Source organism: Naasia sp. SYSU D00948 (assembly GCF_017916515.1).
Lineage (GTDB): Bacteria > Actinomycetota > Actinomycetes > Actinomycetales > Microbacteriaceae > Naasia.
In genome coordinates this window covers 2,505,929-2,526,382 of the sequence record NZ_JAFMTA010000001.1, presented here as the reverse complement: position 1 = coordinate 2,526,382, position 20,454 = coordinate 2,505,929, and the positions used below count along the sequence as shown (strand labels likewise).

The window sequence follows — 20,454 nt, the reverse complement described above, 5'->3', positions numbered from 1 at the left end:
GTCCAGCGTAGCGATCAGGAGTGCGGGGTCCCCGAGGGCCGGGACTCCGCGCGGTTCACGACGTAGGCCGTCGCGGCTCCCAGGACGATCGCGAGCGGGACGCCGAGGTTCGACTGCGCGAGCGCGCTGTCGGCCGGAACCCCGAAGAGCGCCCACAGGTATCCGGCGACAGGCGCGGACTCGGACGCGCCGACGAGCCCGATGCCGAGGAGCGAGATCACGACGAGGGCGACCACGGTCGGCCAGCGGACGTCGCGCGAGCCGCCGCGCCGCAGCAGCGCTCCGGAGTCGAAGGCGCGAGGCCGGAGCACGAGCTCGGCCGCCATGATGCCCGTCCAGGCGAGCACCGGCACCGCGAGGACCGGGAGGATGTCGCCGAGCAGTCGCGCCAGGGGCGGGTCGGCGAGCATGAGAACGATGCCCACGGCTATCGCGACCAGCCCGGCGGGCACCGTGCGCACGGCCCGGCTGCCCGGGATGCCGAGAGCACCCGCGGTGAGGCCCGTCGAGTAGAGCACGGTCGCGAGCGCCGCGACCAGGCCCAGCACGGCGGCGAGCAGCAGCGGCACCGGAGCCCATGCCGGCAGCCGCTCCAGGACGGTCGCGACCGGCGCCGAGCGCGCCCCCGCGGACGAGGACGCCGACAGGAGCACGCCCCAGACGGTGAGCAGGAGGGCGGGCGCCGCCGCACCCAGGGACGCCCAGGCCGCGGTGGCGGCACCCGAGGCACCGGGCTGCTGGTAGCGGGCGAGCTCGCCGCCCGCGGCGGCCCACGCCACCGACAGCAGGGAGGCCACGGCGACCGCCGCCCCGATCACGGCGAGGGGCGACCCGTCGGGCCGCGAGAGCAGCGCCGGGCCGTCGAGGAGGGGCGCGGTGAGGCCGAGCAGCAGGAGCAGGAGGACGACCGACAGCCCGCCGAGCACCAGGTGCACGCGGGCGAGCAGGCCGTGCCCGAAGACCGCGACGAGGCAGGCGACGACCGGGAACACGACGGCGAACACGACGGCGACCGTCGTCGGGCTCACGACGGCGTCCCAGCCGGCGGCGGCCAGCACGGAGCGCACCGTCCCGGCGGCGAGCCACGTCAGCGCCGACGCCCAGAACAGGCGCACGAGCAGCAGCAGCACGGTCGGCAGGATGTTGCCACGGGCGCCGAAGGAGGCGCGCGAGGCGACGGCGACGGGCTGGGCGGCGCGCTTCACGGCGAGCACGTTGGCGGCGAGCGGCAGGCAGGCCAGGGCGACCCCGAGGATGGCGGCCCCGACCGCCTGGCGGACGCTGATGCCGAGCGTGATGAGCGAGCCTCCCAGGATCAGCGTCAGCGCCGAGCTGTTGGGGGCGAGCCAGAGCCAGAACTGGGCGATGGGGCGGCGGAGGCGCTGCTCCTCCTCGATCGGCCGCAGGTCCGCCTCCTCCACCGCGAACGGCGAGGGCGGACCGGTCTCCGGCACGGGCAGGGAGATCGTCCCCGTGCGCACGCTGGCGCTCGACACCGGCTCGACCGGTCCCGTCTCCGTCGTCGGCGAGAGCGGGATCGAGCCGGTCACCGGCAGGAGCTCCTCGGGCGGAGCGACGTCGTCGACGTCGTCGTCGAGGTCGCGGTCGAGGACGGCGACGATCGGCACGGACCCCGTGCGGATGGGTCCGGTGTCGGTCGTGATGCCGTCCAGGTCGAGGCGCTCGACCTCCTCGCCCTCGTCCCCGTCGTCCTCCCCGACGGCGGGACGGGAGCGGACGGCGAGAGCGGCCGCGTCGGCGGCGGGCACGGCCAGCTGGACGTCGACCGGGCCGACGGCGTCCGACGACGGCGCGTCGGCCTCCGGTGGCGCTTCCGTCTCCGCCGGCTGGTCCTCGTCGACGAGCTCGGCGTCGATGACCTCTTCGGCGTGCTCCTCGGCGACCGGAAGCGCCGACAGCGACTGCGGAAGCTGGACCGGGCTCGTGAGGTCGGGAAGCGACGGGAGAAGCGACGGCTCGGGGGGAAGCCCGAGCGGCGGCGTGAAGCGCGCGTCCCCCGGCCCGGCCGGGACCACCTCCGACCCTGCCCGCTCAGCGTCGGGGAGCACGTCGATCTCGCGCGCCGGTTCCGCAGTTCGCCTCGCGGACACCGAGCCGGTCTCCTCGCGGGGCGGCGCGGGCGGGGTCGGCACCCCGGCGGCAGGGATCGGCCCGACGGGGGCCGCCTCGGCGGCGGCCTCCTCGGCGGCGATCTCCTCGGCGGGGATGCCGACCGGCGACTCGGCCGGAGGAGCGGCGGCGGAGCGGCGACGAGGACCCGGGAGCGCCTCCTCCTCCTGCACTGGCAGGGGATCCGCTGCTGAGGATCGCCGCCGGGGACCGGGGAGCGGATCCTCCTCGGCCATCGGCACCGCCGACGAGCGCCGGCGGAGACCGGCGAGCGGCTCCTCCTCCTCAGGCATCGGCTCCGCTGAGGAGCGCCGGCGGGGACCCGCGAGCGGCTCCTCCTCCTGCGTCGACACCGGTGCCGGTGGGATGGTTCCGGCCTCCGCGGAGATGTCGAGCAGGGAGCGCTGCCACTCCTCGTAGGTCTGGGGGTCGAGCCGGATCTCCGCGAGCCGGGGCTGCAGCTGCTCGAGCAGCTCGAGCGCCCGACCCTCGGGCAGCGGGGACGACGCGTCCACCGGCTCCGGCGGGGCCTCCGGCACGGGCAGGACGGGCGGGGCGAAGTGCGGAACCGGGGAGCTGCCGACGGCATCCCGCGCCGATCGGGCACCGGCCGGCCGGTCGCCCTCGTCGCGGCTCTCACCAGCGTCATCCGGCTGGCGGTCCGGAGCGGTCGCGGGCGGGGTCGCTGCGGCAGCGCCACCGGCTCTCCGGACTCCGGGCGGGGGCTGCTCCCCCACGTCCTCTCTGGTTCCGCGTCTCGCCGAGTCCGCCTGAGCGAAGGTCGGCCAGGACGGGCGGGCGCCGGCCACCGGTGGGACCGCCCCAGGGGAGCCGGCGGTTGTCGCGGTTCCAGAGGGGACGGGGGCCGGTGACCCGGAAGGGCCCTGTGCTCCGGGTCGGACGCCGGACGCGGGGATGATGGGGATGGCCCCGGTCTCGGCCAGACGATCGAGCTGGGCGCGGAGGGCGGCGGCGAGCTCGTCGTCGTCGTGGATGTCGTCGGAAGGGTCGCCCGAGGAGCGCGCGCGCCGCGCCTCCGCAGGGTCCTTCCACGCCTCGGCCATGGCTGAATCCTACTGACGGTCAGGTGGAACGTTCAGTCCACCCCACAACGGGGGGCACCTCTCGCGGGCTCGCGGCGCCGCCCCCGGGGAAGCCGATTGCGCGGATCAGGACAGCGCCTCCGACACGCCGCGGCCACTCCTGAACGGCGTGCGAAACGGCCGGAATCTCCTGAACCGCGCAGAGAGACGGCGGGAATCTCCTGATCCGCGCGAGCCCGCACCGACAGGACCGCGACGCCCTCAGCCGGCGGACGTTCGCCCCTCGCCGACGAGCCGCTGCAGCTCGAGCGCATCCCAGGGCGCGAAGCCCTTGGCGTCGTTGTCGAAGTAGACGTAGACGTCCCGGGGCAGGCCGTCCGGCGAGCCGTCGAGCCAGCCGAGGACCTCCACCGACCACGCCTGCAGCTCGTCCGGCGAGTAGCCGCTCACGTAGAGCTCGTCGCCGCCGTGCAGGCGCACGTAGACGAAGTCGGACGTCGAGACGCGCCTGATCATCGGCCACTTCCCCGCGCCGTCGGAGACCACGAGCGCCACGCCGTGGCGGCGGAGCACCTCCTCGCACTCCGCTGAGTCCCAGCTCGGGTGGCGGACCTCGAGCGCATGCCGGATGGGCCTCACCGCGTTGACCGACAGCGCCGGCTCGCCCTTCAGCTTCTCGTCGTGCCGCTTGCCCAGCTCCGCCCCCTCGGCGGTCGTCCTGGGCAGCTGCGCCAGGAAGGCGTCCACGACCTCGGGCTCGAAGGCCTGGCGACCGGGCAGCTGCCACAGCACCGGGCCGAGGTGCTCCTCGAGCGCGAGCACCCCGGAGGCGAAGAAGTTGCCGAGCGCGGCCTCGGCCCCCCTCATCCGCAGCATGTGCGTGATGTACCGGCCACCCTTGACGGCGAACACGAAGTCCTCGGGCACCTGCTCCGCCCACGCGCGGTAGCTGGACGGGCGCTGCAGCGAGTAGAAGGAGCCGTTGATCTCCACCGACCCGAAGCGCTCGGCGGCGTAGGCGAGCTCGAGCCGCTGGGCGAGGCCCTTCGGGTAGAAGTCGCCGCGCCAGCCCCGGTACCGCCACCCGGAGATCCCGATGCAGGCGCGCGCCTCGCTCACGCTGCGAGGCTATCGGTCTTCCCGGTCCGCCCCCGGCCTCGTAGCGTGAGGCCTGTGTTCCGGAATCGCGAGGACGCGGGCATCCAGCTGGGGCAGCGCATCGCGGGGCTCGGACTGACCGCCCCTGTCGTCCTCGGGCTGCCGAGGGGCGGCGTGCCGGTGGCGGCCGAGGTGGCGCGCGCTCTCGAGGCCCCCCTGGACGTGCTGCTGGTGCGCAAGCTCGGCTCCCCCGCCAATCCGGAGTATGCGATGGGGGCGATCGGCGAGGACGGCGTCCGCGTCCTGCACGACCGCGTGCTCGCGGCCCTCAAGGTGCGCCCGGAGCAGCTCGACGACATCGAGTCGCGCGAGCGGACCGAGCTCGAGAGGCGCGCGGCCGCCTACCGCCAGGGACGCGAGCGCGTCGACCTCCACGGCAGGACCGCGGTGATCGTCGACGACGGCATCGCCACGGGGGCGACGGCGGAGGCCGCCTGCCGCATCGCCCGGAACCTCGGTGCCGAGCGGATCGTGCTCGCGACCCCGGTCGCGCCCGCGGACTGGCTGGCGGGCCTCTCCGAGCATGCGGACGACTTCGTGGCCCTCGAGACCCCGCAGGCCTTCTTCGCCGTCGGGCAGGCGTACGCGCACTTCGATCAGACGAGCGACGCCGAGGTCCTCGCCGCTCTCGCGGAGTCCGGGACACGCCGGGAGGGGGGCACTGCTGCTCCTCCTTCGTGAGAACGATTCCATAGGCTGAGCCTCGGAGGTTGTCGAGGATGCTGCCCGTGGATCTCGGTCTCGTGCCCCAGCCCGCCCGGATCGAGGTGCTCGAGGGGACCCTCCTCCTGGGGAGCACGTCGCAGGTCCACCGCGAGATCGACCGGTCCCTTCCGCCGGAGGGGTACGTCCTCGAAGTGGGACCGGACGCGGTGAGCATCCGCGGCGGGAGCGACGCCGGGGTCTTCTACGGCGTCCAGACCCTCCTGCAGCTCCTTCCTCCGGAACGGCTGTCCCGGCCGGATCTCGAGGAGGCGCTCGCCCCGGGACCGGTCCGCCTGCCGCGCGTGCTCATCGAGGACAGCCCGGCGCATCCGTGGCGCGGGTTCCTGGTGGACGTCGCGCGGCACTTCTTCCCCGTCGAGTTCCTCCTGGCGACGATCGACCAGCTCGCGGCCCACAAGCTCAACGTGCTCCATCTGCACCTGACCGACGACCAGGGGTGGCGTCTCCCTGTCCCGGGGTACCCGCTCCTCACCGAGCTCGGCGGCTGGCGCTCCGCCACCGTCGTCGGCTTCGACCATCCCGGTGCCGACGTGCGCGAGGACGGCCTCCCCCACGGAGGCGCCTACACGCGAGAGGAGCTCGAGCTCGTCGTCGCGTACGCGGCCCAGCGCCACGTCACAGTGCTGCCCGAGGTCGACCTGCCCGGTCACGTCGAGGCGGCGATCGCCGCGTATCCCGAGCTCGGCAACGGGGCGAGGGCGCAGGTGCGGACCCGCTGGGGAGTCAGCACGCGGATCCTCAACCTCGAGGAGAGCACGCTGCGCTTCGTCCGGGAGGTGCTGGCGGAGGTCATGGACATCTTCCCCGGGCCTTTCGTGCACAGCGGCGGCGACGAGGTGCCCAAGAAGGAGTGGATCGAGTCGCCGGCCGTGCAGCGGAAGCGGCGCGAGCTCGGCCTGCCGGACGAGGAGGCCCTGCAGGGCTGGTTCACCGCACGCATCGACGACATCGTCCGCGAACGGGGGCGGCGCCTCGTCGCCTGGGACGAGGTCGTGGACGGCGGCGCTCCGCAGGACATCCTCGTGATGGCCTGGCGCACCCGGCAGCACGGCATCGACGCGGCCCTCGCCGGGTACGACGTCGTCATGACGCCGAGCGAATGGGTGTACCTCGACCACCGCCAGTCGAGGAACCCGGACGAGCCGGTGACGTTCCCCGACTCCCCGCTCCCCCTCGCCCGCGTCTTCGCGTTCGAGCCGGTGCCTCCCGGAGCACGTGAGCGCCTCGCGGCGCCGGGCGCCGGACGGGTGCTGGGCGCCCAGGCGAACCTCTGGACCGAGTACGTGCCCGGCGTGCGCCAGGCCGAGTACATGACCTACCCGCGGCTCTGCGCCTTCGCCGAGGCGGTGTGGCGGTCGCCGCTCGCGCCGGGTCAGCACCGCGACTTCGCCGACTTCCACCGGCGCCTCTCCCGCCACACCGCGCGCCTGGAAGCCGCGGGCATCGGCTATCGGAGGTTCGACACCGCTTCGCCCCTCCTCGAGCTCGAGCAGCTCCCGCCCGAGCATCGGATCAGCGTCAGCCGGTAGCGGCGGCGGAAGCGGGGAGCCGCAACCCCTGGTTCCCGTGCGGCCCGTCGGCCTAGCGTGTCCGCACATCCCTCTGGAGGAGACATGGACACCGACGACCCTCTGCGCCGGGCGAAGCGGCCCCGCACGATCCTGGCCGGTCCCTACGGCCACCCGTTCCACGCCATGGTCATCACCATTCCGATCGGGGCATGGACGGCCTCGGTCGTGTTCGACCTGGTCGCCATCTTCGGCGACAACCCCGAGGCTTTCGCCCGCGGCGCGGCCTGGCTGATCGGCATCGGCCTCGTCGGCGGGGTGGTGGCCGCGGCGCTCGGCTTCCTCGACTACCTGCAGCTGCAGAACGGGACCCGGGCGCATCGCACCGCGCGCCTCCACATGGTCCTCAACCTCACGGTGCTCCTGCTCATGCTGATCAGCTTCATCGTGCGCCTCGCCGCCGGGTTCGAGCAGGTGAGCGTCGCGGGCTTCGTCCTCAGCCTCATGGCGATGCTGCTGCTCGCGGCCTCCGGATACCTGGGCGGGGAGCTGTCCTACCGGTACGGGGTCCGGGTCGCGGACGAGGACAGCCAGCGCAAGGCGTACCGGTAGGTGGCGCGCCGGCTCCGCGGCTCGGTCGTCGTCCTCGTCGGCGCATCCAGCGGCATCGGCAGGGCGACCGCACTGCTCCTCGCGGAGCACGGCGTCACCCTCGCGCTCGCGGCGCGCAGCGCCGAGACGCTCGAAGAGGTCGCCCGGGAGTGCCGCGCGCGCGGCGGGCGCGCGATCGCCGTCCCCACCGACGTGAGCGACGAGTCCCAGGTGGAGCGCCTCGTGCGGACGGTCGTCGACGAGTTCGGCCGCATCGACGCCTGGGTGGGGCTGGCGTCGGTGTTCGCCTACGGCCGCTTCGAGGACACCCCGCGGGAGGTGTTCCGCCAGCAGCTCGAGACGAACCTCTTCGGCCAGGTGTTCTCCGCCCGGGCGGTGCTGCCGGTGTTCCGGTCCCAGGGCGGCGGGCACCTGGTGTTCGTCGCGTCCGTCTACTCGCGTGTGACGAGCCCCTACGCGTCCGGCTACATCACGAGCAAGCACGCGCTGTTCGGCTTCGCCGAGGTGCTCCGCGAGGAGATCCAGCGGGACGGCATCGCGGTGAGCACCGTGCTGCCGTCCACGATCGACACCCCGATCTACCAGCACGCGGCCAACTACTCCGGCCGCGAGGCCCATCCGCTTCCGCCGATCGTCGCGCCCGAGCGTGCGGCCGCGGCGATCCTCCGCGTGCTCCGGCGCCCGCGCCGCACCACGGTGGTGGGCCGCACCCAGGGGATGCTCGTGCCGGTCCGCCTCCTCGCCCCTGCGCTCTACGCGCGGCTCGTTCCGCCCGTGATGGACCTGATCGCGCTCCGCCGCGGAGGCGTCGCCCCGTCGCCCGGCAACGTGTTCGATCCCCAGCCCGAGCTCAACGCGGTCTCCGGCGACTGGCGGTGGCCCGCGCCCGTCCGGCTCCTGCCGCTCGCCGCGATCGGGGCGCTCGCGCTCGTCGCCCGCCGCCGCAGGACGATCAGGTGATGTCGCGCCGCCAGGTCAGCGCGTAGCCGACGGCCGTGAGCGCCACCGCGTAGCCGGCGAGCACCAGACCGCCCTGCCACCACTCCAGGGACGGAGTCCCTCCCCCGAGGACGGTGAAGAAGCTGGCGCCCACGAGCGCGTCGCTCGCCGCGCCCGGCAGGAACCGCCCCACCTCGCCCACCCAGTCGACGAAGCCCGCGACGGTGCGAAGGATCGGCTCGACGAACTGCGTGAACGCGAGGATCGTGACGATCGAGCCGACTTGGCTCGGCACGAGCACGCCGAGGCCGACCCCGACCGCCCCCCACAGCGCCATCGCAAGCACCGCCCGGCCGAGCATCGCCCACATGTCGGATTCGCCGAGTCCCGTGTCGAGGCCGAACGCGCCGAGGCCCGCGGCGCCGAGGCCGACGGTCGCGACGAGGGCGGCGGCTCCGAACAGCGCGCCGAGCACGAGCAGCACGACCCACTTGGCGGCCAGGACGACGCCGCGGCGGGGAGTCGCGAGGAAGGTCGGCGTCACGGTCTGGTGCCGGAACTCGCCGGTGACCGCGAGGGAGCCGAGCAGCGTGGGGAACGGATAGCCGACCACGGTGGCGAGCGTGTAGATCACCGGCGCGAGCATCGCCGCCGGCAGGGCGGGGCCACCGCCCGGGCCGCCCCGGGGCGGGGCCTCGCCGGACGCCTGCAGCGCACCCAGCCCGAACGCGAGGCCGCCCGCGACCGCGCCGACATACAGCACGAGGATGAGCAGCAGCACCCACCACAGCCGGGTGGTCAGGGTCTTCGTGAACTCGGCGCGCGTCGCGGCCAGCAGCGTCCTCACAGGGCCCCCTCCTCCCCGACGAGCGCCAGGAAGGCGTCCTCCAGCCCGGCCGCGGGCCGCTGCTGCGTCAACAGGCTCAGCTCGACGCCGGCGGCGAACGCGACATGGCCGACTCGGCCCCGCTCGGCGCCGGTCACGACCAGCCCGTCCGCGGTCTCCTCGACCTCCAGGCCGCCGCGCTGCAGAGCGGAGCGCAGCGCGGAGCGATCCGGGGAGTCGGCTAGCACGCGCACCGCGGGCTGAGCCTGCAGCCCCGACAGCGGACCGGTGTGCACCAGCCGCCCCTTCGCGATGATGAGGACGTCGTCGACGGTCTGCTGGACCTCGCTCAGCAGGTGCGAGGACACGAGCACCGTGCGACCCTCGGCCGCGAGCTCCCGGAGGAAGGTCCGGATCCACTTGATGCCCTCCGGATCGAGGCCGTTGATCGGCTCGTCGAGGATCAGCACGCCGGGATCGCCCAGCAGAGCGGAGGCGAGACCGAGGCGCTGCCGCATGCCGAGCGAGTACCCGCCCACCCGCCGGCGCGCGTACGAGGTCAGGCCGACGGCGTCGAGCGCGGCGTCGACCCTCCGGGGCTCCACCCGCGCAGCCTGCGCGTACACCCGCAGGTGGTCGCGCGCGGTCCGGCCCGGATGGAAGCTCGCCGCCTCCAGCGCGGCCCCGACGGCGGAGAAGGGCCGGTCGAGCCGCCGGTACGGCACGCCGCCGATGGTGGCGCGGCCCGCCGTCGGAGCGACCAGCCCGAGCAGCATCCGGAGAGTCGTGGTCTTGCCCGCCCCGTTCGGGCCCAGGAACCCGGTGACCCGCCCGGGCGGAACGGTCGCCGTGAAGCCGGACACCGCCTCGACCTCGCCGAACCGCTTGGTGAGGCCGGTGAACTCGATGGGCACGCCCTCCGGCATCCCGCTCCCTCCGCGCGGCCGCGCGAGCTAGGCGTCCTCGCGGTTCGGGTTCTCCAGGCGGAAGAAGGTCGACTGATTCCCGTCGCTGCGGGTCTCCTGGTAGATGAAGTTGAGGCGCCGCTCGTCGAACGTCGCGAACCACTCGTCCCAGCTGACCTGCCGCAGGTTCTTCGTCTCGTCGCCGAAGTCGAACCGCAGGACGCCGAGGTGGTCCTCGTGCTCGGTCCCCTCGACGGTGGCGGGGCGCCCCCCGCGCTCCTCGGCCCACTGCTTGATGACCTCGTGGTGAGTCGTGACGAGGCTGCGGCCCTCGCGCTCGGGCTCCTCCTCCGGGGAGGTGACCTCCTGCGAGTACTTGAGCGACTTCGACGTGTCGGGCCCCGTGCGCACGCGACCGCCGTCCGGGCCCGCGCCCACCTCCTCGTCGCCGGACTCGTCGGACCCGCTCGAACCGCCGCTCGAGTCCGATCCCGCAGTGGACGCCAGGGCGTCGACCAGCTCGTCCTTCTTCATCCCCGACGTCCCGCTGATGCCCGCCTCCTTCGCGTCCTCGCGCAGCTCGTCGACCTTCTTCCCCCGCAGCTCCGTCTCGCTCACGGACGGCGTGTTCGGGGTCTGGTTGCCCGGTTCCTCGGCCATGGAGTCCTCCTTCGTCCCTGCCACGCTACGCCGCTGGACGTCCGCTGGGAATCAGTTGCGCGAGACCCTTTCCTCGTGATTGGGCGCCCCTCTAGCGTCGAGGCGAGAACGAGGAGGACCGGATGGAGTTCCAGGAGGTCGTCGAGGCCGTCGGCAGTGCGGTGGACGGCGCGGGAGTCCTGGCGATCCTCGTCGGCGCGGCGGCGGCGGTGGTCATCGCTGCGCCGCGTCTGCTCCGGCGGGAACGGGGGGTCTACGGGCGGTTTCGGCGCTTCCTCGGGCGCTCTATCCTGCTCGGGCTCGAGCTCCTCGTCGCCGCTGACATCATCCGGACGGTCGCCGTCGCCCCCACTCTGGAGAGCGTCGCGGTGCTCGCGCTGATCGTCCTCATCCGGACCTTCCTCAGCTGGTCTCTGGAGCTCGAGATCACCGGACGCTGGCCCTGGCAGAAGTCCCAGGAGACACAGGCCGCGGACGCCGGGATGGGGGGCTAGGACGATGTGGGATTGGGGAAGCTTCACCGCGGGGATCGTCGGCGCGGTCCTCGGCGCCCTCGCCTGCTGGATGGCGCTCCGGCCCTCCGGCCGGTCGGCGGAACGCCGAGGACGGCTCCGGGCCATCGAGGTCATCGGAGCGGAGGCCCGGGAGCTGTCGCGAGTCCGGGAGGACCATCCGCCGGCACGCGGCGTGGCCCTTCAGCCGGAGACCGTGCAGCAGATGAGCCGTGCGGCGGCTGCGGTCTCCGCCCTCGGCGTCAGCCTGACCGAGCGGGACGCGCCCGTGGCCGCCTGGGCGATGGACAAGCTGGTCGCGGTCGTGAACGCGGAGACGCCCGCTCAGCGCTATGGATTGGTCACCGTGCTCAACAGCACGCTCGCGGGGTGGGCGGCGGGCCGGATCAGCACGGAGTGGTTCGAGCGCGAGAACGAAGCCGCCGCCTCCTCAGGAGGGTCCGAGCCCGAGCGGCATGCGACCGGCGATTGAACCGGCGCCGCACGGCGGTGCCTGCGGAGGAAGGACGAAGCTCGGGGGTGGCAGAAGCTCCCTCGCTCCCGTCCGCAGGCGCGCCGTGCCCGGCCACTCTGCGGGAGGAGCCCGAGGTCGCCATAGGGCCGAACGTCCCGGTCACCCCTTCTCGTGAGGGCGGACCACCGCCACCGGGCACGGGGGCCGAGTGAGGATCTCCCGGCTGATCGAGCCGAGGAAGAACCGGTCCATCACCGTCCAGCCGTGGGAGCCCACGACGAGGAGCTCCTCGTGCTCCGCCTCCCGCGCGAGGACCTCCGCCGGCTCGCCCTCTGCGAGGACACCGCGGATGACGACGTCGGGGGCCGCGATGCGGAGCTCGTCCACGGCGCGGCTCAGGATGACGTCGTGGGAGTCCGCCACGCCGGCGTCGTCGTCGGCGAAGGGGAGCTCGGGTCCGAGGATCGTCGGAACGCCCCATGCGTGCACCACGCGGAGCTCGCGATGCAGGACGCGCGCCTCATGGAGGGCGAACCGGACGGCGGCGTCGTCACTCCCGTCCCCCTGGATCCCCGCGACCACCGCCCCTCGCCCGGAGACCCAGTTCCTCGGTACGACCACGACTGGGCACTTCGCCCCCTCCACGAGCTTGATGGGGAACGTGCTGCCGAGCATGGCGCTGAGCTTCCCGGTGCGATTCGTGCCGACCACCAGCAGGTCGTGATTCGCGGACGCCCGGGAGAACAGGGCGCGCGGATCGCCCCGCTCCACACGGGTCGTGACGGTCGTGGAGGCGGCGGCCGTGGCGAGGTAGTCCCGCGCTCTCCTGACGACCTGATCCGCCGCGTCCTCGAACCGGTCGCCCGTGAACTCGCCGCTGATCCAGTCCTGCTCCACGACGGTGAGCACCGTGACGACGAGCCGATGCGTCGAGGCCCTCGTGGCGACCCACCGGAGCGCCGCGGAGCCCGCCTCACCCCCGTCCGACGCGACGAGCACACGCTCCGTCCGCTGGTCCCTCGCGTGCTCCGGCAGAGCCGGGATCGGGGTGGCGGGGGGCGGGTCGGCGGCGGTCACGGGTTCCCTCCTCGAACCACTCACCCTCGGTCCTCATCCGGAGGACGGCCAGGGCCGAAGGTCCCGGCGGGACCAAGGTCCCTGCCGCGGGACGAAACGCGAGCGGGACAGTGGCGCCATGGAGGCCGTCCCGTCACCCGAGTCCGTCAGCACCCGCCGCCCGCCGCCGTCGGTGATCACCCGGCGCGTGGTCGTGGCCCTCGACGGCGGGGACGCCGGCCTCGCCGCGCTCCGCTGGGCCCTCGCGGCCCTCGACGCGCAGCGGGACGTCCTGCGCCTGCTCGTGGTGGAGACCCCGAAGGTCACGCGGGCCCGCGTGGCCGCGCAGCTGCAGGAGACGACCGCCCAGCTGCCCGAGGACGTGCTCTGGTGGACCCGCTCGGCGCCCGATCGGGCGCACCCGATCGGGAGGGCGATGGTGGAGCACCTGCGGCCGACGGATCTCCTCGTCCTCGGCTCCGACCGGCCCGATCGCCTCGACGGACTCGTCGACACCTCGCTGCCCTTCTACGTCGCCGCCGTGACCCGATCGCCGGTCGTGATCGTGCCGCGCGAATGGCAGGAGTCGGACCGCGTCGTGCTGCTCGTGGGCGAGAACGAGGACAGCGAGGCCCCGCTCCAGCTCGCGGCCCGCGAGGCGAAGCGCCGCGGCGGCGAGCTCCGCGTGGTGCACGCGTGGCAGGTGGCGCCGGGATACCCGTCCCGCCTGGCCGAGCGCAGCGCCGGCTACGAGGCCGCCCGCGGCGAGGCGCACGACATCCTCGCCTCCCGCGCCGCCCGGCTGCACGAGCTCGACCCTGGCCTCCGCATCTCGGAGCGGCTCGTCGAGGGTCCGCGGCTCGCCGCCGTGCGGCCCGAGGTCGAGGGAGCCGGACTCGCAGTGGTCGGCCGCCACGGTTCGGGCGTCTTCCGCGACGTCGTGCTGGGCTCGCTCGCGCACGACCTCGTCGGCACCCTCCCCTGTCCTCTGGCGGTCGTGCCGATGGTCCCCGCGCGCGACGCGCGCTGAGGCGGAACGGCCCGGCTCCGTGACGCGGCCGCCTAGGGAACGACCGCCGTCGGCACGTTCGCGTTCATCAGCAGCTCGTGCAGGGTGGAGCCCACGCCGAGGAGGCCCCGCCGCCGCGAGCGCCCGACCACGAGGAGTGCCCGGTCGCGCGAGAGATTGAGGATCGCGTCGGCCGGCCGCCGCTGGACGAGGTGGGAGGTCACCTCCACCTCGCCCGCCTCCGCCGCGGCATCCCTGGCCCGGGCGAGGAGGTGCTCACCCGTCGCGAGCCGGTCCCCGCCACTGCCCCTCGGCACCGCGTGCACGAGCAGCAGAGCGGAGCGTCGCCGAGCGGCCTCCCGCGCGGCGATCAGCACGAGCTCGTTCGCGGCCGGGGAGTCATCGAGACCCACGACGACACCCTCGCGCATGCGCAGGTCGACGGCGGGCACCACGACCACCGTGCCGGTGGCGGAGGCGGCGATCTGGATGCTGCGGAAGCCGTAGAGCCGCCCCTGGGCGTAGCCCGTCTTGTCGGAGCCCACGATGACGACATCGCCGGGGCGCGCGGCCTGCGCCAGGCCGGTGGCGACGTCGCCGCTCGCCAGCCTGGTGGACACGGAGAGCCGCCGCTCGTGCGCCCGCAGATCCTGCGCGCGCTGCCCGAGGGTGCGCGCCAGCTCGAGGGGCGTGATCCCGGCGGCGGCTCCCGTGTCGTCCGGCTCCTCCGCGACGCCCACGAGCACCAGCTCGTGGGTCCCGGTGCGGGCGCGATCGGTCACCCAGCGCAGGGCTGTCGCGCTCGCCTGCGACCCGTCGAAGCCCACGAGGTAGCGGCCCCGCGGCGCGAGCAGCGGGTCGTCGGCCGTCTCTCCGGGGCCCAAGCGCTCGACGGGGAGGACCGTCCCGTTCATACCGCTCGCGCCCCCCTCGTGTTGCTGGTGGCCATCCATCAGCCCACGGCGTATCCTTCGGAACAAACAGGGCCGTTGGTCCCGAGGCGGAGTTCCAAGGCAGGATCCGGCATGAATGTCGACCCTCCGATCAACTTCCCGGAGCTTCCTCGCTCCGAGCTCGAACGCGCGATCCAGGAGCTCGTCGACAAGGCGAGCAGCGTCCTGTCGACCCAGGGCCGGCTGCGCAGCCTCCTCGCCGCGGCCCGGGCCATCAACCAGAACCTCGACCTCCCCGTGGTGCTGCGGAGCATCGCGCAGGCCGCCGTCGACCTCGTGGGCGCCCGCTACGGCGCTCTCGCGGTCATCGGTCCCGACGGCGATCTGGAGCAGTACGTCCAGGTCGGGCTCACCGACGAGACCATGGCGAGCCTGCCGTACTCGCACCGCAGCCCCCTGGGCGGAACCGGGAGCCCGGGACCGAAGCCGATCCCGCTCGAGACCATCACCCGGGATCCCGGATCCGTCGGCTTCCCGGAGTTCCAGCCGCCGATCAAGTGCTTCCTCGGCGTCCCGATCCGCGTGCGCGGCGAGATCTTCGGCAACCTCTACCTCATCGACCGCGCAGGTGGAAGCTTCACCGCCGAGGACGAGGAGCTCCTGACCGCCCTCGCCGGGACCGCGGGAAGCGCGATCGACCAGGCTCGCCTGCTCGAGGAGACGCAGTGGGGCAGGCGGTGGGCCATCGCCTCCGCCGAGGTCAGCTCCGGTCTGCTCAACGCGGACGGCGCGGACCCGCTCGCCCTCATCGCCGAGTCCGTCGCCTCGCTCACGAACGCCTCGCTCGTGCTCCTCATCCGCGAGACCTCGGTGAGCGCGCTCGTCGTCGAGCACGCCTGGGGCGAGGACGCCGACCTGTTCGTCGGCCGGGTGCTGCCCAAGGAGGGCAGCATGATCGGCTCGGTCATCGCCTCGGGCAACCCGATCGTGTCCCCCGGGGTCCGCGAGCCGGAAGGCGGCGACTGGGAGGCCTTCGCGGGTCCCGCGATGGTGCTGCCGCTGTCGGGCGCGAGCGGCGCGTACGGGGCGCTCGCCGTCGTGCGCGCACCCGGCTCCCAGCACTTCCACGACATCGAGACGAACCTGGCGGGCGACTTCGCGCGCCACGCGAGCGTGGCCCTCGAGCTCCGCGAGGCGCGGCACGCCCGGGAGCGCATCGCGCTCCTCGAGGAGCGCAGCCGCATCGCCCGGGACCTCCACGACAACGTCATCCAGCGGCTCTTCGGCGCCGGTCTCACGCTCCACTCGATCGACATCGACTCCCTCCCCCCGATGGTGCGGACGAAGCTCGGCCAGGTCGGCGAGATGATGGACCAGGCCATCTCCGAGATCCGGAAGTCCGTCTTCGCCCTGTCGACGACCGAGCGCACCAACTCGACGGCGCGGCACCGTCTCCTCGACGTGGTCGGCGAGGCGGCAAGCTCCTTCCCGACCCCGCCCCGCATCGTCTTCGAGGGGCAGCTCGACGAGTGGGCCCCCGACGCGATGGTCGACGATCTCGAGGCCGTGATCCGCGAGGGACTGGCGAACGCCGCCCGCCATGCGCACGCATCCGGAGTCGCGGTCAGCGTGGCCGCGGACGAGCGCGAGATCAGCGTATGCATCACGGACGACGGGCGCGGCCCGGGCGCGACGGACCGCGCGAGCGGCACCGCCAACCTCGAGGCCCGCGCACTGGGATGGGGCGGTCGCAGCGTGCTCCGCCCGGGTGAGGAAGGGGGCGCCGTCCTCGAGTGGCGGGTCCCCACTCCGGCAAGGGGGGCGGCATGATCCGAGTGTTCCTCGTCGACGACCACGAGATCGTCCGACGCGGCATCGCCGACGTCATCGAACGCGAGAGCGACATGACGGTCGTCGGCGAGGCCGGCACGGTGCGGGCCGCGGTCCCGCGGGTGAAGGCGACGACGCCCGACGTCGTCGTGCTCGACGTCCGCCTGCCCGACGGCACGGGGGTCGACGCGTGCCGCGAGATCCGGTCCGAGCATCCGCAGCTCCCGTGCCTGATGCTCACCGCGTTCGAGGACGAGGCGACCGAGGAGGCCGCGCTGCTCGCCGGCGCCCAGGGCTGGCTGCTGAAGGACATCCGCGGCGCAGGGCTCGTGACCGCCATCCGCCGCGTCGTGGCGGGCGAGCAGCTGATTCGGGAGGATCTGCGCCGGCGCGTCCGTGAGCGGCTGCTGCAGGAGTCGCACACCACCAACGGCGCCGACGTGCCCCTCACCCTGCGCGAGCAGCAGATCCTGAAGCTCATCGCCGAGGGGCTCACGAACCGGCAGATCGGCGACCGCCTCCAGCTCGCCGAGAAGACCGTCAAGAACTACGTGTCGGGCCTCCTCGACAAGCTGGGCCTGGAGCGGCGGACTCAGGCCGCGGTGTACGGGATGAGGCGGGACGGGACGGCCGAGCCAGGAGGCAAGGTCCCGCCCCACGGGCAGAGCTGAGCGCCGGCAGGAGGATCAGCCGTGGACGACGGCACGGTCACCGTCGGCATCGACGGAAGCCCCGCCAGCCGGGTGGCGGTGTCCTGGGCCGTCGACCGGTCCCGCCACGTGCCCACGTCGCTCGAGCTCGTGACGGTGGTCCCCGAGGCCCCGTTCCACGCCGAGTTCCAGGCCACCGCCCGCCGGCACCACGAGGCCGGCCTCGCCGAGGCCGTGGAGTCGGCGAGAGCATCCGCTCCCGGGCTCCCGGTGACGGCGTCTCTGCGCGAGGGGCACGTGGCCGCCGAGCTCGTGCGGGCGAGCGAGAGCACCGGGCTGCTCGTGGTCGGCACGGACAAGTCGAGCCACGTCCGTCGGCTCGTCTACGGGACGGTGCCGCTCCGGCTCGCGGCCCTGAGCGCCTGTCCTCTCGTGGTCGTCCCGCGGTCCTGGACCCCGCGGCAGCAGCGGATCCTCCTCGCCGTCGGCGACGACGAGCCCGCGCCCGCCGCCGTGGCGTTCGCGGCCGCGGAAGCCCAGGCCCGCGGGCTCCCGCTCGATCTCGTCCACGTCTGGGGCGCGGCGCCCGCCTACCCCACCCCCCTCTACCTCGCCGACTACCCCTGGCAGTCGGCCGAGGAGGCGGCGCGTGAGCTGATCGGAAGGACCCTCCAGCAGGTGCGATCCGCCCACCCCGGCCTCACCGTCTCCGCCCATCTGACCGAGGGACCGACGATCCCCCGGCTCATCGAGGCCGCCGAGACCGCGCAGCTGCTCGTCGTCGGACGGCACGGACGCGGCATCTTCCGGGATCTGCTCCAGCTCGGCTCGGTCGCACACGACGTGCTCCTCAACCCGCCCGTGCCCATCGCGGTCGTCCCCGGGCAGCGCCGCCCGGATCGCGGCGGGCCGTTCCGTCACGGCGAGGAGCTGCCGGAGACCACGACCGCCGGCTGAGAGCGCCGACAGCCCCGTTTCCGAGGCGCTCCGCTGTCCGCCGGGCGTCGCGACTCCCCGGCTCGGGCCGCGCGGCCCTCGACGCGGAACCCGGAAAACGGGAGGCTGGGCGCATGACGACGGCTCCTGCCCGCCCGGCCTCCGGTCCCGCTCTCGACGACGAGACGCTGGCCCGCCTGGACGCCTGGTGGCGAACGGCGAACTACCTCTCGGTGGGTCAGATCTACCTCCTCGACAACCCGCTGCTGCGCAGGCCGCTGACCCGCGAGGACGTCAAGCCGCGGCTCCTCGGGCACTGGGGGACGACCCCCGGCCTCAACTTCCTCTACGCGCACCTCAACCGGGCCATCCGGGAGCGCGACCTGGACATGATCTACATCGCCGGGCCAGGCCACGGCGGCCCGGGGATGGTGGCGAGCGCGTACCTCGACGGGACCTACAGCGAGCTCTACCCCGACATCGCCCAGGACGAGGACGGGGTGCGGCGCCTCTTCCGCCAGTTCTCCTTTCCCGGCGGCATCCCGAGCCACGCGGCCCCCGAGACCCCGGGCTCCATCCACGAGGGCGGTGAGCTCGGCTACGCGCTCTCGCACGCGTACGGCGCGGTGTTCGACAACCCCGACCTGATCGTCGCCGCCGTCGTGGGCGACGGCGAGGCCGAGACGGGCCCCCTCGCCACGAGCTGGCACTCCAACAAGTTCGTCGACCCGGTCTCCGACGGGGTCGTGCTGCCGATCCTCCACCTGAACGGGTACAAGATCGCGAACCCCACCGTCCTCGCGCGGATCCCCGAGGACGAGCTCCTCGACCTCCTGCGGGGCTACGGGCACACGCCGTACGTGGTGTCCGGCGGGTTCGACGGCGAGGATCCGGCCGCGGTGCACGAGCGGATGGCGGCGACGCTCGACCAGGTGCTCGACGACATCCGCGACATCAAGGAGTCCGCCGCGGAGGGGACGCTCGACGGTCGCCCCTCGTGGCCGATGATCGTGCTGCGCACCCCGAAGGGCTGGACGGGACCCCGGGAGATCGACGGGCATCCCACCGAGAACAGCTGGCGCTCCCACCAGGTGCCCCTGGCGAACGCGCGGGACACGGACGAGCACCTCCGCCTGCTCGAGGACTGGCTGCGGTCGTACCGGCCCGAGGAGCTGTTCGACCGCGACGGCGCGCCGGTCCCCCTCGTCACCGCGCTGGCGCCCGACGGCGACCGCCGGATGAGCGCGAACCCGGTCGCCAACGGCGGGGTGCTGCGGCGCCCGCTCGTCCTGCCCGACTTCCGCGAGTACGCCGTCGAGGTCCCGGAGCCAGGGGCCACCGTGCACGAGCCGACCCGCGTGCTCGGCACCTGGCTCGCGGGCGTCGTCCAGGAGAACCCGACGAACTTCCGGATCTTCGGGCCGGACGAGACCGCGTCGAACCGGCTCGGCGCCGTCCTGCACGCGACGAGCAAGCAGTGGAACGGCGAGTACCTCCCGACCGACGAGGACCTCGCCCCCTCCGGCCGGGTCATGGAGATGCTCAGCGAGCACCAGTGCCAGGGCTGGCTCGAGGGGTACCTGCTCACCGGCCGGCACGGGCTCTTCAACAGCTACGAGGCCTTCATCCACATCGTCGACTCGATGCTCAACCAGCATGCGAAGTGGCTCAAGGTGTCCCGCCGGATCGCGTGGCGCCGCCCGATCGCGTCGCTGAACTACCTCCTGTCCTCGCACGTGTGGCGTCAGGACCACAACGGGCTCTCGCACCAGGACCCGGGCTTCATCGACCATGTCGTGAACAAGAAGGCGGACGTGGTGCGGGTGTACCTCCCCTTCGACGCGAACACCCTGCTGTCGACCTACGACCACTGCCTGCGGTCCGTCGACTACGTCAACGTGGTGGTCGCCGGCAAGCAGCCGACGTTCGACTGGCTGTCCATGCCCGACGCGATCGCCCACTGCACGCGCGGGCTCGGGATCTTCGAGTGGGCCGGCACGGAGGTGGACGGCGAGCAGCCGGACGTCGTGCTGGGCTGCGCCGGCGACGTGCCGACCCTCGAGACGCTCGCGGCCGCCTCGATCCTGCGGGAGGCGATCCCCGGCCTCAAGGTCCGCGTCGTGAACGTCGTCGACCTCATGCGGATGCAGTCCGAGGGCGAGCACCCGCACGGCCTGAGCGACCGCGAGTACGACGCGTTCTTCCCGCCGACCGTGCCGGTCGTGTTCGCCTACCACGGCTATCCGTGGCTGATCCACCGGCTCACCTACCGCCGCGCGAACAACGACCTCCTCCACGTCCGCGGCTACAAGGAGGAGGGCACGACGACCACGCCGTTCGACATGGTGATGCTCAACGACATGGACCGGTACCACCTCGTCCTCGACGTGATCGACCGGGTCCCGGGACTCGGGTCCCGCTACGGCGCCCTGCGGCAGCGCATGCAGGATGCGCGCCTCCGCGCCCGCGCGTACACGCGGCAGCGCGGGGAGGACATCCCGGAGGTCGCCGACTGGACGTGGCCGAGCCGGTCCGCCGGTCCGGCGAACACCGGTACCGGACAGGTGTCGATCGCCGGGTCCACCGGCGGGGACAACGAGTAGCGGC

General features: G+C 73.5%; 18 protein-coding genes. 11 read left to right on the top strand and 7 right to left on the bottom strand.

Translation table 11 applies throughout. The annotated features are described in order from the left end of the window. Window positions 1–14 precede the first annotated feature (14 nt). Together J3P30_RS11880 and J3P30_RS11875 are read right to left on the bottom strand one after the other, a co-directional pair. The gene (locus J3P30_RS11880) at window positions 15–3,194 is read right to left on the bottom strand and encodes a cytosine permease (RefSeq protein WP_210481228.1); all 3,180 of its coding nucleotides are present in this window, start codon (window positions 3,192–3,194) and stop codon (window positions 15–17) included. Window positions 3,195–3,434: 240 nt separating this feature from the next. Further along, the gene (locus J3P30_RS11875) at window positions 3,435–4,292 is read right to left on the bottom strand and encodes a DUF72 domain-containing protein (RefSeq protein WP_210481226.1); all 858 of its coding nucleotides are present in this window, start codon (window positions 4,290–4,292) and stop codon (window positions 3,435–3,437) included. Window positions 4,293–4,346: 54 nt separating this feature from the next. Between J3P30_RS11875 and J3P30_RS11870 the strand changes: the two genes are divergently transcribed. The 4 genes from J3P30_RS11870 to J3P30_RS11855 all read left to right on the top strand — a co-directional run bounded on the left by J3P30_RS11870 (window position 4,347) and on the right by J3P30_RS11855 (window position 8,137). Continuing rightward, on the top strand, window positions 4,347–5,012 hold the full coding sequence (locus J3P30_RS11870; RefSeq protein ID WP_210481224.1) for a phosphoribosyltransferase: 666 nt from the start codon (window positions 4,347–4,349) through the stop codon (window positions 5,010–5,012). Between the two features lie 47 nt (window positions 5,013–5,059). Continuing rightward, a complete protein-coding gene (locus J3P30_RS11865; RefSeq protein ID WP_210481223.1) occupies window positions 5,060–6,586 on the top strand; it encodes a beta-N-acetylhexosaminidase in 1,527 nt (508 codons plus the stop codon). 84 nt (window positions 6,587–6,670) lie between these two features. After that, entirely contained in the window at window positions 6,671–7,177 is a 507-nt protein-coding gene (locus tag J3P30_RS11860) for a DUF2231 domain-containing protein (protein ID WP_210481221.1), read from the top strand. After that, window positions 7,178–8,137, top strand: a complete 960-nt coding sequence (locus J3P30_RS11855; protein ID WP_210481220.1) for an SDR family NAD(P)-dependent oxidoreductase — start codon at window positions 7,178–7,180, stop codon at window positions 8,135–8,137. Here the strand turns inward: J3P30_RS11855 and J3P30_RS11850 are convergent. Genes J3P30_RS11850 through J3P30_RS11840 form a run of 3 tightly spaced genes read right to left on the bottom strand, consistent with a single transcriptional unit; the run spans window position 8,130 to window position 10,507 of the window. Continuing rightward, complete coding sequence (locus J3P30_RS11850) at window positions 8,130–8,963, bottom strand: ABC transporter permease (RefSeq protein WP_210481219.1); 834 nt, start codon at window positions 8,961–8,963, stop codon at window positions 8,130–8,132. The genes J3P30_RS11855 and J3P30_RS11850 overlap by 8 nt on opposite strands. Continuing rightward, window positions 8,960–9,868, bottom strand: a complete 909-nt coding sequence (locus tag J3P30_RS11845; protein ID WP_210481218.1) for an ABC transporter ATP-binding protein — start codon at window positions 9,866–9,868, stop codon at window positions 8,960–8,962. The genes J3P30_RS11850 and J3P30_RS11845 overlap by 4 nt, the downstream gene beginning before the upstream one ends. 27 nt (window positions 9,869–9,895) lie before the next feature. Further along, window positions 9,896–10,507: a Rho termination factor N-terminal domain-containing protein gene (locus J3P30_RS11840; RefSeq protein WP_210481217.1), complete on the bottom strand. Its 612-nt coding sequence runs from the start codon at window positions 10,505–10,507 to the stop codon at window positions 9,896–9,898. A 122-nt stretch (window positions 10,508–10,629) separates the two neighbouring features. On the opposite strand from J3P30_RS11840, the gene J3P30_RS11835 reads away from it, so the two are divergent. Together J3P30_RS11835 and J3P30_RS11830 are read left to right on the top strand one after the other, a co-directional pair. Further along, window positions 10,630–11,001: a DUF1622 domain-containing protein gene (locus tag J3P30_RS11835; RefSeq protein WP_210481216.1), complete on the top strand. Its 372-nt coding sequence runs from the start codon at window positions 10,630–10,632 to the stop codon at window positions 10,999–11,001. Window positions 11,002–11,005: 4 nt separating this feature from the next. After that, window positions 11,006–11,491 carry a hypothetical protein gene (locus J3P30_RS11830; protein ID WP_210481215.1) on the top strand — a complete coding sequence of 162 codons (486 nt, stop codon included), beginning with the start codon at window positions 11,006–11,008 and terminating at the stop codon, window positions 11,489–11,491. Between the two features lie 141 nt (window positions 11,492–11,632). On the opposite strand, the gene J3P30_RS11825 is transcribed toward J3P30_RS11830, so the two are convergent. Continuing rightward, entirely contained in the window at window positions 11,633–12,550 is a 918-nt protein-coding gene (locus J3P30_RS11825; protein ID WP_210481214.1) for a universal stress protein, read from the bottom strand. Between the two features lie 118 nt (window positions 12,551–12,668). On the opposite strand from J3P30_RS11825, the gene J3P30_RS11820 reads away from it, so the two are divergent. Further along, window positions 12,669–13,559, top strand: a complete 891-nt coding sequence (locus J3P30_RS11820; RefSeq protein WP_210481213.1) for a universal stress protein — start codon at window positions 12,669–12,671, stop codon at window positions 13,557–13,559. Window positions 13,560–13,591: 32 nt separating this feature from the next. Here J3P30_RS11820 and J3P30_RS11815 read toward each other — a convergent pair whose 3' ends face one another. Beyond that, the gene (locus J3P30_RS11815; protein ID WP_210481212.1) at window positions 13,592–14,452 is read right to left on the bottom strand and encodes a universal stress protein; all 861 of its coding nucleotides are present in this window, start codon (window positions 14,450–14,452) and stop codon (window positions 13,592–13,594) included. Between the two features lie 111 nt (window positions 14,453–14,563). On the opposite strand from J3P30_RS11815, the gene J3P30_RS11810 reads away from it, so the two are divergent. The 4 genes from J3P30_RS11810 (at window position 14,564) to J3P30_RS11795 (ending at window position 20,450) form a co-directional block, all read left to right on the top strand. Further along, the gene (locus tag J3P30_RS11810; RefSeq protein WP_210481211.1) at window positions 14,564–16,261 is read left to right on the top strand and encodes a GAF domain-containing sensor histidine kinase; all 1,698 of its coding nucleotides are present in this window, start codon (window positions 14,564–14,566) and stop codon (window positions 16,259–16,261) included. Next, window positions 16,258–16,932 carry a response regulator transcription factor gene (locus tag J3P30_RS11805; protein ID WP_210481210.1) on the top strand — a complete coding sequence of 225 codons (675 nt, stop codon included), beginning with the start codon at window positions 16,258–16,260 and terminating at the stop codon, window positions 16,930–16,932. The genes J3P30_RS11810 and J3P30_RS11805 overlap by 4 nt, the downstream gene beginning before the upstream one ends. A gap of 21 nt (window positions 16,933–16,953) precedes the next feature. Then, window positions 16,954–17,868 (top strand): universal stress protein, encoded by a 915-nt coding sequence (locus J3P30_RS15630; protein WP_210481209.1) that lies wholly within the window; start codon window positions 16,954–16,956, stop codon window positions 17,866–17,868. A 113-nt stretch (window positions 17,869–17,981) separates the two neighbouring features. Continuing rightward, entirely contained in the window at window positions 17,982–20,450 is a 2,469-nt protein-coding gene (locus J3P30_RS11795) for a phosphoketolase (protein ID WP_210481208.1), read from the top strand. Window positions 20,451–20,454 lie beyond the last annotated feature (4 nt).